General features: G+C 42.9%; 10 protein-coding genes. 5 read left to right on the top strand and 5 right to left on the bottom strand.

What is annotated here, in order from left to right:
• Positions 1–83: 83 nt before the first annotated feature.
• Entirely contained in the window at positions 84–1,217 is a 1,134-nt protein-coding gene (locus ACED48_RS11790) for a cupin domain-containing protein (RefSeq protein ID WP_017055020.1), read from the top strand.
• A gap of 141 nt (positions 1,218–1,358) precedes the next feature.
• Here the strand turns inward: ACED48_RS11790 and ACED48_RS11785 are convergent, their stop codons facing one another.
• A complete protein-coding gene (locus tag ACED48_RS11785) occupies positions 1,359–3,476 on the bottom strand; it encodes a methyl-accepting chemotaxis protein (protein WP_017055019.1) in 2,118 nt (705 codons plus the stop codon).
• A 688-nt stretch (positions 3,477–4,164) separates the two neighbouring features.
• Here ACED48_RS11785 and emrD point away from each other — a divergent pair.
• From emrD to xthA, 3 genes are all read left to right on the top strand, one after another.
• Positions 4,165–5,370, top strand: a complete 1,206-nt coding sequence (gene emrD / locus ACED48_RS11780) for a multidrug efflux MFS transporter EmrD (protein ID WP_017055018.1) — start codon at positions 4,165–4,167, stop codon at positions 5,368–5,370.
• Positions 5,371–5,713: 343 nt separating this feature from the next.
• Positions 5,714–7,804 carry a S9 family peptidase gene (locus ACED48_RS11775; protein ID WP_017055017.1) on the top strand — a complete coding sequence of 697 codons (2,091 nt, stop codon included), beginning with the start codon at positions 5,714–5,716 and terminating at the stop codon, positions 7,802–7,804.
• Positions 7,805–7,973: 169 nt separating this feature from the next.
• A complete protein-coding gene (gene xthA, locus ACED48_RS11770; RefSeq protein WP_017055016.1) occupies positions 7,974–8,780 on the top strand; it encodes an exodeoxyribonuclease III in 807 nt (268 codons plus the stop codon).
• A gap of 75 nt (positions 8,781–8,855) precedes the next feature.
• Here the strand turns inward: xthA and ACED48_RS11765 are convergent, their stop codons facing one another.
• The 4 genes from ACED48_RS11765 to ACED48_RS11750 all read right to left on the bottom strand — a co-directional run bounded on the left by ACED48_RS11765 (position 8,856) and on the right by ACED48_RS11750 (position 12,031).
• Positions 8,856–9,533, bottom strand: coding sequence for an ABC transporter permease (locus ACED48_RS11765; protein ID WP_017055015.1), 678 nt, complete (start codon positions 9,531–9,533; stop codon positions 8,856–8,858).
• A 2-nt stretch (positions 9,534–9,535) separates the two neighbouring features.
• The gene (locus ACED48_RS11760; protein WP_017055014.1) at positions 9,536–10,276 is read right to left on the bottom strand and encodes an ABC transporter permease; all 741 of its coding nucleotides are present in this window, start codon (positions 10,274–10,276) and stop codon (positions 9,536–9,538) included.
• A gap of 77 nt (positions 10,277–10,353) precedes the next feature.
• The gene (locus ACED48_RS11755; protein ID WP_017055013.1) at positions 10,354–11,124 is read right to left on the bottom strand and encodes an ABC transporter substrate-binding protein; all 771 of its coding nucleotides are present in this window, start codon (positions 11,122–11,124) and stop codon (positions 10,354–10,356) included.
• Positions 11,125–11,260: 136 nt separating this feature from the next.
• On the bottom strand, positions 11,261–12,031 hold the full coding sequence (locus ACED48_RS11750) for an ABC transporter ATP-binding protein (protein ID WP_017055012.1): 771 nt from the start codon (positions 12,029–12,031) through the stop codon (positions 11,261–11,263).
• A 780-nt stretch (positions 12,032–12,811) separates the two neighbouring features.
• On the opposite strand from ACED48_RS11750, the gene ACED48_RS11745 reads away from it, so the two are divergent.
• Entirely contained in the window at positions 12,812–14,353 is a 1,542-nt protein-coding gene (locus ACED48_RS11745; RefSeq protein WP_017055011.1) for a DUF3360 family protein, read from the top strand.
• The last annotated feature ends 299 nt before the right edge of the window (positions 14,354–14,652 follow it).

Genomic DNA, 14,652 nt, shown 5'->3' with positions numbered 1-14,652 from the left:
TCTAGCATCTAGCATCTAGCATCTAGCATCTAGCATCTAGCATCTAGCATCTAGCATCTAGCATTAAAATATACAGGATTCACATGTACCAACTTAGCTTTTCTATGCCCGAGTTTCTTGAAAATTACTGGCATAAAAAACCAACCATCTTAAAAGGTGGCTTCCAAAACTTCGTCGACCCAATTTCGCCGGAAGAACTTGCTGGTTTATCGATGGAAGAAGAAGTGGATTCTCGCTTTGTTTCTAACCTCGACAACAAATGGACAGCCGAACATGGTCCATTCACGGAAGAGAAGTTTGGTGAACTCACTGAAAGCCATTGGCAATTGGTTGTTCAAGCGGCGAACCACTGGCATCAAGGTGCAAATCAACTGACTGAAGCGTTCCAACAATTACCAAACTGGTTGTTCGACGATCTCATGATTTGCTATTCAGCACCTGAAGGCGGTGTTGGCCCTCACATTGATCAATACGATGTATTCATCATCCAAGGTCAAGGTAAGCGTCAATGGAAGGTTGGTGCGAAGGATATAGGTCAGTACACAGAATCCGTTCAAGCTTCAGCACTTCGTCAAATAGAAGGCTTTGAGCCAATCATTGATGAAACCTTAGAGCCAGGTGATATCCTTTATATTCCACCAGGCTTCCCGCACGAAGGTAACACGTTAGAACCATCAATGAGCTACTCTATTGGCTACCGTTCTCCTAAAGAGCAAGAGCTAATCAGTAATTTTGCCGACTTTGTACTTGCTCATGATATGGGTGACGTTCACCTACATGACCCAGAATTTAAAACGCAAGATGGTTACGGCAAGATTCGTTCATCAGACTTAGATAACCTGACTGATATGTTGAAGTCAGCCTTGGAAGAACCAGAAACGATCAGTGATTTCATGGGTTGCCTGCTAAGCCAGTCACGCCACCAGCTTGATATCGTTGCACCTGATCCTTTGTGGACTCAAGAAGAGATCGCTCAGCACTTAGAGTCTGAGGGCGAGATCCATCGTGTATCTGGCTTAAAAGCGCTCTACCATGAAAAGGAAAGCAATACGGCTTACATCAATGGTGAAGTGGTTAAGGTTGACGAAGCTGACTCATCACTACTCAACATACTTTGCGATGAGGCCGTGATCAATTCAGCTGCCACTCTATCTCCTTCGGGCGTAACGGTTGTGACAGAGTTAGTGAACAAAGGGTACTGGTTCATTGAAGACTAACTTCGCTAGCAGAGGTTTCGGCGAAAATTACTGAGTTTTAGAAGCTAGAACGTTAGACCAAACCTCAGAAGTAACAAAAAAGGACAAATGAAATATCCATTTGTCCTTTTTTTAATTCACTTTTTAATCAGTTCTAAACCACTAGACCTTAAACTGATTAACTAATTTCTGTTGCTGTTGAGACAGCTGATCAATTTCACTTCCGACTTGTTCAGACGCCGCAGCTTGCTCTAAAATCTTAGCACTCAAATCACGAATGTTGACCACGCTTTGATTCACTTCACCAGAAACGGATTGCTGCTCTTCTGCCGCTCTGACGATCTGATTGTTCATGTCACTGATCGCTTCTATCGAGATAAAGATCGAACCGAGATCTTCAACCGCTTTTTGAACATGTAACGCGGTGTCATTGGCGAGAATATTACCTTCTTGTATCGCCTCAACAACATCTTGAGTACCTGCGTGCACCTTATCGATAACCGCTCTGATTTCACCAACCGATGAATGCGTGCGACTTGCTAAGTTTCTCACCTCATCCGCCACAACCGCAAAACCTCGACCTTGCTCACCGGCCCTCGCCGCTTCAATCGCCGCATTCAGTGCTAATAAGTTAGTTTGCTCAGAAATCCCTTCAATAACACTTAAGATCTCGGTGATGTTTCCATTATTCTTCGCTAGCTCTTCAACAATAGGCACCGCGCTCGACATACGTTCCACCAGCTTTCTCATTTCACCGGCAGAAAGCTCGATAACTTCTTGGCCTTGTTGAGCAGAACGGTTAGCTTCGCTAGCCGCATCAACGGCCACTTCTGCGTTTTGTACCACCAAGCCTGATGTTTGAGTCATCTCCTCAGCGGCTGTCGCTACTAGGTCGACTTCTTTAAATTGAGACTCACTGCTTTCACGTGTGCTTGATGCGGATGCTTTCGCTTGGCCTGTTGTGCTCGCCACTTGCTCTGTAGTTAAAACCACTTCTTTAATTGTGTGCTGTAACTTATCTAAGAATAAGTTAAACCCTTTCGCTAACTGACCGATTTCGTCTTGAGATTTGACTTCTAGACGTTGAGTCAAATCCCCCTCGCCAGAAGCAATGTCATTCAGTCTCTCGACCACCTGTCGAATAGGCTTAACAATTGAAAGGGAAGCAAATGCGATAATAGCTAAACCGAACAAAATGAATACGGTACCTGCAATTACTTCCGTTTTGATGCCTTCACTTAGCTTAGTACTAATGATGGAATCCAATTTGTTGGCATCAGCGACGACGCTCTCTCTCGGAATCTCAAACAACACACCCCAAGTTTGGTTAGCCGCAACAACAGGTGCAAATGCAAGTAACCACTCGTCGTTTTTGCTCCATTGCGTTGTCACTTCGCCACCAAAGATAAAGTCGGTCATCAAATCACTGTTCGTGTGGTCACTCTGGAAAGTCGAACCAACAGCAATACTAGAATCATCAGAAGCAATAACCGAACCGTCCAAGCTAACGACATAAATAGCACCAGCACCATCAAACAAACTTTGATCAGATTGAGTGACTACATCCACTAAGCCATCAAGCCTTAGGTCTATCCCTAAGAAACCAATGGCTACATCATCGACTAAAATAGGCACAGAAATTGAGGAGGTCAGTAAGGTTTTACCTCCGCTGTTTACAACTTTTGGTGTACTAATACACGTTTGCCCTGATGACAAAGGACAATAAAAACGCTCACTGTTGCTATCATCGCTCAATGTTGATTCCGAGATCACGTTCGGCAAAACATTCTCACCGTTATCAGCCACCTTCCAATAAGGTGCGAAACGGCCTTTTTCGTTAGAGCCGACATAATCAGCATCCACATAGTTCGCGTCTTCACTATCAAGCAAGTCTGGCTTAAAGACTAAGTACGCCCCTTGAATCGAATCAAAGTTTAAAACTGAACGACGCACCATTTCGTCCAATGCAGTACGAAGTTCTTCACTTGGGGTAAAGTTTTCATCCGCATTATTCTTTAGAAACAGAGCACTCGCCGCAAGCATCTCGGCACGGTAAATAGCTTCGTCGATATAACGTTGCGTTTCTTGAGCATTGAGCTGAGAAACAGACGCCAACAACTGCTGAGTTTTATTGATAACCGATTCTGAGCTTTGAGACTTTATGACTTGTTGATTACTCGTCGCGTTGTAGATCGAGAAACCAATAAGAGACAGTGATGTAATGATTAGGCAACAACCTGCTAAAAGGGTTATTTTCCACTGTACCGATAGAGAGCGCATTTAATATCCTTATTTAAGCCAAAAGACTTCCTTAACCCTAACGCTCACATTGATAACTAATTACTGCATACAATGCTAATGAGGTTAGACGAATAGCTTAGCGAATAATTACAGCACAATTTGCATACATATAAAACGAAAGTTTACATAAATGTTAATAAGTCGTGTTTTTGTCTTTTGTTACTGTGATTTCAAGAGCTTTCAGCTTGTCACTCCAAGTAAAATTGTCGAAGGCATAACCCGCAATTTTCGATGCTCACTAATCGGATTGATCTTGTAAACTCCCATAATTTAGAGGAATGCTGTTTTATCAAGGCAACCTTTTTATTTTCTACATAGTCACTCTGATAGAAATTGTTATATTGCACTCGGCTACTGAAACCTTTCTCCATAAACTTCTTTGCGCCTGCGCTTCTGGTCATGAATAACTCAAGTTGGTCTGAGTAATTATTATATTTCAATGAAACCTATTCACCCTTTTTATCTTTTAAACTTTACTAATTTCGGATTAGCTTTTGTAATCCAAGTTATAGATTTTTATCTTGTTCAACTTCACATTTTTTGATTGCTAAGTCGCCACTCAAGCTCTAATATCTCGCGCCTAGATTCCCTAATTACTTTACTTATTTGGCTCTCCTTAATGGAGCGCTAAGGCTTTTTACGTCTTAATTTTTGGAGAGATACGCAAATGTCCGCCTCGTTTCCATTAGCGAAACTTACCTTTTTAATCGCTATTCTGACTGCCGTAGGTCAAATGACTCAAACGATGTACGTGCCTTCTATCGGTCATATGGTAGGTGAGTTCTTAGTTTCGGCATCTTCACTGCAAGCGGTGATGGCGTGTTACTTGATTCCTTATGGTCTTTCGCAATTTGTTTACGGCCCACTTTCTGATCGCCTAGGTCGCAAACCGATCATCGTTATTGGTTTGATCATCTACATCATCGGTACTCTGGTGGCATTGTTCGCTCACGAATATGAATGGTTCTTAGCAGGTAGCTTTATCCAAGGTTTGGGCATCGGTTGTGGCGGGGCGATGTCTCGTACATTGACTCGCGACTGTTTTGAAGGCGCAGAACTGCACCGTGCAAACAGCTTGATTAGCATGTGTGTGATCTTCTCCCCATTGATGGCTCCTGTATTAGGCGGCTACCTAACCGAAGTTTTCGGCTGGCGTTCTAGCTACTTGTTCCTTGCGCTGTTCGGCATTGCTGTTGTGATCACTATGATGACGAGCATGATGGAAACACTGCCGAAAGAACAATGCAAAAATGAATCGGTTGCCAACAGCTACAAATTCGTTCTGTCCGACAAACGCTTCCAAGGTTTCTTACTGATATTGGTCGCAACATTTGCTGGTGTGGCCGTATTTGAAGCCGCTGCAGGTGTGTTGCTTGGCGGCGTACTTGGCTTACCGGCAACGACAGTAAGCTTGTTGTTTGTCTTACCCATTCCGGGTTACTTAGTCGGTGCTGGCTTGTCTAGTTACATCGCACAACGCCGCTCTGAGCGCCGCGCACTGAATGTTGGTCTAGTAGCTATATTGGTGGGCTCAACAGTGGTATTGATACCCGGTCTGTTTGGTCAAACAACAGCATTAACTTTGATTGGCGGTGCCACAATTTACTTCTTGGGCGCTGGCATCTTATTTCCAGCTGCGACAACAGGGGCACTTTCGCCATTCCCCTACCACGCTGGTACTGGAGGTGCTATTTTAGGTGGTATGCAGAACCTAGGTGCTGGCATCGCAACACTATTGGCATCGTTCTTCCCCGCTCAAGACCAACTGCCACTCGGTTGCCTGATGATTGTAATGTCATTTATCGTTATGCTTGGTTTACGTTGGGTCAATCGTAAACATGATCACTCAAACGAAATGCCGTTGGTAATCTAAAACTCAACCCTGCCCAAACAACGAAGAGGGACATACTGAAGAGTATGTCCCTTTTTTCACATTTATTTTTTCCTCTCTCACGAATCAGCAATTTTATTCAACATTACTTTGATTTTTTAAAAACAATAACAGACACTTACGATGAAAGTGCATATCCAGCATCCAATTATAAATAACATCACTGGAAGAACATCAACGTACCCAGGCTCTAATTAATAAGGATGCTGGCATAAAAGCGAGTAAGGTACCGACTAAGGATATACAGATGCGTTTCGCTTTAACCACATTAGCCATATCATCGGTCGCACTTGTCGCCGGATGCAGCAATCAAGGAATACCAACCATGAACCACTACTCTCCATCGCAACTCGTCGCTCAGCAGACACAAGCACCCGTTGCTAAGAAAGTCCCTCACGCAATGACGATTCATGGTGAAACCCGAATCGATGATTACTATTGGATGCGCGATGATGCACGCCAAGATCCAGAGATCTTGCAACAACTTGAACAAGAGAATCAGTACGCAGATACAGTGCTGAAACATACAGAAGCGTCACAAAAACAATTATTTGAAGAGATTAAAGGCCGAATCGCGAAAGACGACAATTCGGTACCGGTTCGCAAAGGCAGTTACTACTACTCGAATAAGGTCACAGGCGACAACGAATACCCAGTTCACTTGCGTGAAAAAAACTTTTTAGGCACAGACAAGCAAGTCATTTTAGATGTTAATGAGCTAGCAAAAGAACATGAGTTTTTCAGTATTGGTGGCTTAAACATCAGCCCAGACGAAAACTTGTTGGCCTATGGCGAAGATACGCTAAGCCGCCGCATTTACACCATCAAGATCAAAGACCTCACAACAGGTGAATATCTAAAAGATGAAATTGAAGGAGCTTCGAGTGCGATCGCGTGGCAAAACGACAACCAAGCCTTCTACTACATCAAGAAAGATCCGCAAACGTTGCTGGGTTACCAAGTTTACCGCCATGTTTTAGGCACACCTCAAACAAGCGATGAGCTAATCTACGAAGAAACCGACAGTGCTTACTATACCTCTTTGAGCAAAAGCAAAGATGGTGAACAGGTCTACATTTGGCATTCAAGTACAGAAACCAGCGGTGTTTCAGTCATCGATGCCAACAACCCGAAGGCTAAAGCTGAAGCTTTTTACCCAAGGGAAACTGGCATTGAGTACAGTATCGCTAAGCTAGGTGATTGGTATTACATCTACACCAACTACCAAGCGGTCAACTTCCGTTTAATGAAAGTCACAGCCGAAGACATGCATGACCGCTCAAAATGGGTCGATGTCATCGCAGCAGACGACAACACTCAACTTGTTGATTTCGAGTTGTTTAATGACCATCTTGTTTACGAGCAACGCGCGGATGGCTTGTCTACAGTAAAAGTTCGCCAGCTCTCAACAAGCAAAGAGTTCCCGCTTGAGTTTAACGACACCGCTTTTGCCGCTTACCTAACGAGTAACTATGAATTAGACAACTCAAAAGTTCGAATCTATTACAGCAGCTTGACTACGCCAGGGACTTATTATGATTTCGACCTAAGTACAGGTGAATCTGAAATAATGAAGCAAACACCAGTATTAGGAGACTTCGAAGCGGATAACTACCAGTCGGAGCGAATCATGGTAACGGCTCGCGATGGTAAGCAAGTCCCTGTTTCTTTGGTTTATCGCAAAGATTTATTCAAGAAAGACGGCACTAACCCAATCTACCAATACGGCTATGGGTCTTACGGCTCTACGATTGAACCTACCTTCAGCTCAACTCGCCTAAGCCTACTGGATAGAGGTTTTGTTTATGCAGTCGCACATATCCGCGGTTCAGAAATGCTTGGTCGCCCTTGGTATGAAGATGGCAAAAAGCTGACCAAACAAAACACGTTCAACGACTTTATTGATGTAACCAAAGGGCTTGTTGAAGAAGGCTACGGCGCGAAAGATAAAGTGTTCGCTGTTGGTGGTTCTGCTGGCGGTTTATTGATGGGAGCAATCATCAACCAAGCACCAGAACTGTACCGTGGTATTGGTGCACATGTCCCGTTTGTAGACGTTGTGACAACCATGCTTGATGAATCGATTCCTCTAACCACCAACGAGTATGACGAATGGGGCAATCCTAACAATAAAACCTATTACGATTACATGCTAAGTTACTCGCCATACGACAACGTGAAAGCTCAAAACTACCCGAACATGTTGGTAACAACAGGCCTGCATGACTCACAAGTACAATACTTTGAACCAATGAAATGGGTGGCGAAGCTGCGTGAGATGAAAACAGACAACAACGTGTTGCTGTTCAAAACCGATATGGAAGCTGGTCACGGTGGCGCTTCTGGTCGATTTAAGCGATTGAAAGAAGACGCACTTGAATACGCGTTCTTTCTAGGTTTACTAAAGACTCAATAGATTCAGCATAAATGTAAGTACTCACATCATCTCATGTCGCTATTTTGTCTCTACAAAATGGCGACATAAATTATTAAGCATGGTTAAATACGACTAACCATGAAACCCACCAAATCAAAAACCTTTAAAAACAAGCAGTGACAAAGGTTTACGAGAGGTATAAAAACAAATGAAAGTAATTAGCTTCAACATCAACGGCCTAAGAGCCCGCCTTCATCAACTGCAAGCGGTTATCGACAAACACCAACCCGATGTAATTGGTCTGCAAGAGATAAAAGTACACGATGAAGCCTTCCCTATTGCTGATGTTGAAGCAATGGGCTACAAGGTTTACTTTCACGGCCAAAAAGCACACTACGGTGTGGCTATGTTGTGTAAGCAAGAACCAATATCTGTGCAGAAGGGTTTCCCAACAGACAATGAAGAGCATCAAAAACGTATGATCATGGCGACGTTTGAAGATGAGAATGGTGAAAAGGTTACCGTGCTAAATGGCTACTTCCCTCAAGGGGATAACATCAAGCATGAAACAAAATACCCGTACAAACGCCAGTTCTACAAAGATTTAATGACTTACCTAAACAACTATCACAACAAAGATGAGCAAGTGATTGTGATGGGCGACATTAATATCAGCCCTATCGACGCAGACATCGGCATTGGTGAACCTAATGCGAAACGTTGGTTAAAAACAGGTAAATGTTCTTTCCAACCAGAAGAACGCGAATGGTTGAAAACATTGATGGACTGGGGCTTTGTGGACAGCTTCCGCATGCTACACCCTGAAGTGAATGATCAATACTCGTGGTTCGATTACCGCTCAAAAGGCTTCGTGGACAACCGTGGCCTACGCATTGATGTGGTACTTGCAACTCAGAAACTTGCTGATAAGTGTACTGAAGCGGGTATCGACTACGAGCTACGCGGCATCGAAAAACCGTCTGATCACGCGCCAATTTGGTCGGCGTTTAAGTAACAAGTTAGATTGTTGTTATCATAAAAAACGGCGCTCAATGAGCGCCGTTTTGTTAACTGTGTGGATACCGTACGATTAGCTAAGTGGTCTTAAGTAAGCAAGGAAACGTTTCTCGGCGAATTTGAAAATCGCGATGATGATAAACGTTAGCGCCATGTAGAACAGGCCTGCCGTTAGGAAAGACTCGAATGGAGCGTAGTAACGTGAGTTAACCAAACGCGCAGCTCCGGTTAGATCCATAATGGTTACGATACCCGCAACGGCTGAACCGTGAAGCATGAAGATAACTTCGTTACTGTACGCTGGTAGTGCGCGACGTAGAGCACTTGGCAGAATAATACGTCTATAAGTCTTCGCTGTACTCATGCCGTATGCTTTTGCCGCTTCAACTTCACCTTTTGGCAAGCCATTGATCGCACCGCGGATAATTTCGGCAGTGTATGCAGAAGTATTAAGAATAAATGCGACTAATGCACAGAACCATGCGTTTTCCCATAATGTATCTTTTACCGGGAAAAACTGATCCATTCCGTAGTAGATCAGATACAACTGTACCAGTAATGGCGTACCACGAAAGAAATAGATGAATGACCAAGCAGGGGCATTAATTAGCATATTGGGGCTATTGCGAGAGATAGCTAATGGTATGGCAACAAATAAGCCAATGATCAAAGCTAAGCAAACCATCCAAGCCGTTGTCCATAAACCACTAAGGTAAATCGGCAGGCTTTCAATTATCAATGAAAAGTCCATAACTACCTCGCGTGGATACTGAATTTACGTTCAACCAGCTTAAGCAAGCCCGTCGAAACACTGGTGAAGAACAGGAAGATAAGCGCCACTGTCATATAGAAGGTAAATGGCATTTTGGTTGAACCTGCCGCTAATGCGCTAACACGTACCATATCTTCTAGGCCAATAATGGAAACCAGCGCGGTAGTTTTAAGTAAAACCAACCAGTTGTTACCAAAACCCGGTAGTGCGTGACGAATCATTTGCGGTAACAGGATACGACGGAACGCTAGAACAGGTCCCATGCCATAGGCCTTTGCTGCTTCCATTTCACCGCTATCAACCGCCATGATCGCACCACGGAAGGTTTCAGCCATGTAAGCGCCAAAGATGAAGCCTATCGTTAAAACACCAGCAACAAATGGACTGACATCAATATAATCAGGTAAGTAAGCGGTCCATTCATGGTTAGGATCACTTGATGTGAACCACTCATTGAGCCACTCATTGATGGAGTACAAACTGTTATTTAAAAGGATTTGTCCACCAAAGAAAATCAGCATCATCAATACAAGATCTGGAATGCCTCGAATGACGGTTGTGTAGAGGGTTGCGATGGCGCGAGCCCAACGATAAGGTGCAAGCTTTGCCAAAGCGCCTAGCATGCCAAGCGCCATAGCTAAAATCAGCGACAGTAAGGCAACTTCGATTGTAAGCACCGCCCCTTTCAGGATCGACGCTTCATATCCTTGTAAATCAAACATAATGAATTCCAACAGAACTGCGAAAAGTTGGTAAGACAGGGAGAGGAGACCTCTCCCTTAAGAAATGACGCTAGAGATTACTGGCCGTATACATCGTAGTTGAAGTATTTAGCCGCAATATCTTGATAGATGCCTTTTTCACGTAGTGAAAGGATTGCAGCATCTAATTGTTTAGTCAGATCTTTGTCTTGCTTACGTAAAGCAATACCAAAACCTTCGCCGAACCACTTAGGGTCTGTCAGTGATGGACCAACGAACTCGTAGTCTTCACCACCTGCTTTGTTTAAAACGCCTTCTTCTAGAGCAGAAGCATCACCTAGTACAGCAGCAACGCGACCGTTTGCTAGATCAAGGTAAGCTTCGTCGAATGAACCGTAACGAACGATCTCTACTGTGTCACCATAGTTGTCTGTTAGGTATTTATCGTGAGTTGTTGCACGTTGAACTGCAATTTTTTGACCACTTAGATCATCAAAGTTAAGGCCTGCACCTTTTTTTGCGATGAACTTGTTTGGTATAAGTGCATATTTACCAGTGAAGTCGATTTTTTTCTTACGCTCTTCCGTGATAGACATTGCCGCAATGATCGCATCATATTTACGAGCAAGTAGAGAAGGAATAATGCCATCCCAATCTTGTGCAACAATCTTACATTTCACCTGCATTTCAGTACAAAGTGCGTTAGCCATGTCGACATCAAAGCCTTTTAGTGAGCCGTCAGATTCAGTCCAACTAAATGGAGGGTAAGCACCTTCAATGCCGAAACGTACTGTTTTCCATTCTTTTGCTTGAGCTACGCCCGTTGCAGCAGTTGCAGCAAGTGCCGCGACTAATAACCACTTTTTCATATCCCTACTCCTGTGATTTAGGTTTTTATGTTTTGCTAGTTTTAATATTGTGTTTGTTGTTGCTTATTAACTTACTGGTTGTGCTTCATTGTTAATACCGTCGTCATTTACCTTGGCAACGATATTTCAATTCTGATTAGTAGATCGATGAGATAAATTGTTGTAATCGTTCAGATTCAGGTTCCGTAAATAGTTTAGCTGGATCGCCCTGTTCTTCCACTAGACCTTGGTGCAGGAACATCACATGGTTTGATACATCACGAGCAAAAGCCATTTCGTGAGTTACCACAAGCATGGTTCTTCCTTCTTCAGCCAAATCACGCATTACGCCAAGAACTTCACCAACTAACTCAGGATCGAGTGCCGATGTTGGTTCATCAAACAACATCACTTCGGGGTCGACCGCTAACGCTCGTGCAATCGCAGCGCGCTGTTGTTGCCCGCCGGATAAGTGTCCTGGGTAGTAGTCTTTGCGCTCATACAGCCCTACTTTCTTCAATAGTAACTCTGCATTTTCAATCGCTTGTGCTTTAGGCACACCTAATACGTGAACAGGTGCTTCAATAACATTCTCGAGAACGGTCAGGTGAGACCATAGATTAAAACCTTGAAAAACCATTGCCAAACGAGAACGGATTCGCTGAACTTGTTTTTCATTGGTAGGAACAGAAACACCTTGACGATTATTTTTCATTTGAATTAATTCGCCATTAACCCAAATTTCGCCGGCGGTAGGTGTCTCTAAAAGATTGATACATCGAAGGAAGGTACTTTTACCCGATCCTGAAGATCCGATAATTGATACCACGTCGCCTTTATGCGCTGAAAGTGAAATTCCCTTTAAAACTTCATTTTGACCAAACGTTTTGTGTAGATCCTTTATGTCCAGCGCTGGTACATCTTTCATGCGCTTTCTCTCCCAAGTTTGTGAAAATGCAAGGTACTCCGACCTTTTCATGCGATACAAATTAGCACCACACGGATCAACATGCAACAAATTATTAACCTGGCAAATTCAGAATAAATAGCACTTCACGCTGACTTATTATGCACTATGTAGCGTTTTACCCTCAATTTAATGAATGAGTTATATCAATAACTCGAAATACCCTTTCTTACATTGTTTAAATAAAGTTAACCAAAATGAGATTGTCGTAACCTAATACTCGGTAAGGAAAACAAGTTATGTGACTAAGATGCTTTATTGCCGACAAGATATAGCGCACACATAAATATACAAGTCATTACATAAATCATAATTATTATAAAGGGACTAGATTGTAAGAGTTTCGCTAGTAAGCAGATAGTAATTAAACAATCCAGTAAGTTTTAGGCACATCAACGAACGCTGTGGCAACAGAGCTCAAAGAAGATAGTAAACGTTAACTTGTGAAAACAAATTACATGATTCATCAATGGTACGTTAACGAATCGCTTCATTTTGTAGCTTTCTTTCACATACACTCTTAAAGTGATCAAGATCAATCACCCTAAAGAGTAAGCTTGTTAAACTCCTCGACACACAATAAGGCATAAAAAATGCCAAATTTTTCTTTTAACTTCACAGCATAATGCACATAAAAACTGCGCAACATAGTGCTAACAAGTTAAAACTAATAAATAACGCAATTACGCGAAATTATAGAATTCAATCTTAGAATTACTAACACAAAAATATGAGGAATCTATGTCAGACGTTGTCAATAATGCGAACTCTGAAGTAGAAGAGAAAAGCTATAAAGAGCTACACCGCCCTGCTTCTGAATTTGAGAGCCGCTCAGATTACCTAGACCACGAACTTCAAATCATGAAGCCTCGTCGTTTTGGCCTAAACCTTCCAGGCCGCGATTTCCGCTTTGAACTTGAAGACCTTGTTCCTGCACTTGCTGGCACCATTGGTATCATCGCAATGTATTCTGCAGTAATGATGTCTTGGGCTGATGGCCTCACTCAAGCTTGGGAACACGTAAACCTTGGTAAAGAATTTGCGATTGAAGTAGCTCGTGTAGAAATGCTTATCCCTGCACTGCTGTTCTGTATCCTTGCTTCTGGTTTCTTTAATCCAAAAGCCAACCTTGCCGGTAACCACGGCCCAATGATCCCTCTTATTGGTACCATCGCTCTAGCTGGTGCTCACCCTCTTGCATTGGCTATCCTTATCGGTATTTTCGGTCTAATCCTAAGCTTCCTAAAAGGCGGCTCCAAGCTAGTTAACCTGACTTCAGAAGGTACTGCTGGTGGCTTGCTCATTTTCTTAGGCCTAACCGGTACTATGAGCCAAATCAACTCAATTCAAGCATGGGCGGTTGGTCTTCAATCTTCTACTGTTGAAGCGGGTAGCATGGGTTACGTGGGTCTTATCGTTCTTGCTATTACTATTGCTATTTACGCTTTCCTAGCAAAAGTGAACAAGCGTTGGTTAGCTATCCCAGTCTGTGCGTTTACAGGCCTTGCTATTGCATTAGCATTAGGCGCTGGTTTCGATATCGTGTTCGAAACTGAAATGGGTATTCCAAACCTAAACCCTGTTTACTGGTGGGGTTCGACTTCTGAAGGTTGGATGCTTGGTTTGCCAAACATTGAACACTTTATCGCTTCTTTACCGTTCGCAATTCTTGCAGTAGCAATGTGGTCACCTGATTTCTTAGGCCACCGTATCTTCCAAGAGTTGAACTACCCTAAACGTTCTGAAAAAGTTCTGATGGACGTAGATGACACAATGACTATGTGTTCAGTTCGTCAAATGGTTGGTACTGCAGTGGGTGGTGGTAATATCACTTCTTCTTGGGGTACTTATATGATCCCAGCTGCAATCGCGAAACGTCCCATTCCTGGTGGCGCAATCTTACTTGGTTCGCTATGTATCATTGTTGCAATTCTTGGTTTCCCGATGGACGTTGCGGTATGGCCACCAGTGATGCGTGTTGCGCTACTTGTCGGTGTATCTCTACCTCTACTGGAAGCGGGTATGCAAATGGTTAAGGATTCGAAAGATTCTCAAGCCGCTGGTATCTGTATCTTTGGTTCTGCAGTTGTTAACCCAGTATTAGCTTGGGCGTTAACTATGCTTCTTGATAACAACGGCCTAATTGGTGATAAAGAGCGTGCGAAGCGTCTATCATTTGTAGACAAAATTGTTATCCCAGTTGGCGTTTTAGTTATCTGTCTAGTAGCAATGCTTGCAGTTGGTATGCTAGAGAGTCAGTATGGCCTAACATCTTGGCTATAACCTCTTTTACTATACAAAAGTAGTATTAGGATTAAAAAAAAGTTTGGGTAGCAACCCCTGTTACTCAAATTTTTTCAACTTTTGTTGGTATTTATTGATTTAGTTTAAGGTTTGCAGAAATTTTTTAGCGTAGTCTTAATTACATAGAGTAAAGACAACATATAAAGAGTAGTGACAATATATATAATCATATGAAGCGAATATGCTCATACATATTGTTATTAATAAGAGTGTACTACCCTTACCAGGGGCACTGGCTCAACAGTGTTAATGTACGTGTTTTTTCTACTAAAAAGGTA

Origin of the sequence: Vibrio sp. 5S239, assembly GCF_041439575.1 — a bacterium.
In the GTDB taxonomy this organism is placed as follows: Bacteria; Pseudomonadota; Gammaproteobacteria; order Enterobacterales; family Vibrionaceae; genus Vibrio; species Vibrio kanaloae.
Note: the sequence above shows the minus strand (reverse complement) of the source record. Positions and strands in the feature narration are given on the sequence as shown.

Coding starts and splice junctions, on each gene's coding strand:
- xthA (WP_017055016.1), top strand. CDS start 7,974: ATGAAAGTAATTAGCTTCAACATCAACGGCCTAAGAGCCCGCCTTCAT.
- ACED48_RS11775 (WP_017055017.1), top strand. CDS start 5,714: ATGAACCACTACTCTCCATCGCAACTCGTCGCTCAGCAGACACAAGCA.
- ACED48_RS11760 (WP_017055014.1), bottom strand. CDS start 10,276: ATGTTTGATTTACAAGGATATGAAGCGTCGATCCTGAAAGGGGCGGTG.
- ACED48_RS11745 (WP_017055011.1), top strand. CDS start 12,812: ATGTCAGACGTTGTCAATAATGCGAACTCTGAAGTAGAAGAGAAAAGC.
- emrD (WP_017055018.1), top strand. CDS start 4,165: ATGTCCGCCTCGTTTCCATTAGCGAAACTTACCTTTTTAATCGCTATT.
- ACED48_RS11755 (WP_017055013.1), bottom strand. CDS start 11,124: ATGAAAAAGTGGTTATTAGTCGCGGCACTTGCTGCAACTGCTGCAACG.
- ACED48_RS11790 (WP_017055020.1), top strand. CDS start 84: ATGTACCAACTTAGCTTTTCTATGCCCGAGTTTCTTGAAAATTACTGG.
- ACED48_RS11765 (WP_017055015.1), bottom strand. CDS start 9,533: ATGGACTTTTCATTGATAATTGAAAGCCTGCCGATTTACCTTAGTGGT.
- ACED48_RS11785 (WP_017055019.1), bottom strand. CDS start 3,476: ATGCGCTCTCTATCGGTACAGTGGAAAATAACCCTTTTAGCAGGTTGT.
- ACED48_RS11750 (WP_017055012.1), bottom strand. CDS start 12,031: ATGAAAGATGTACCAGCGCTGGACATAAAGGATCTACACAAAACGTTT.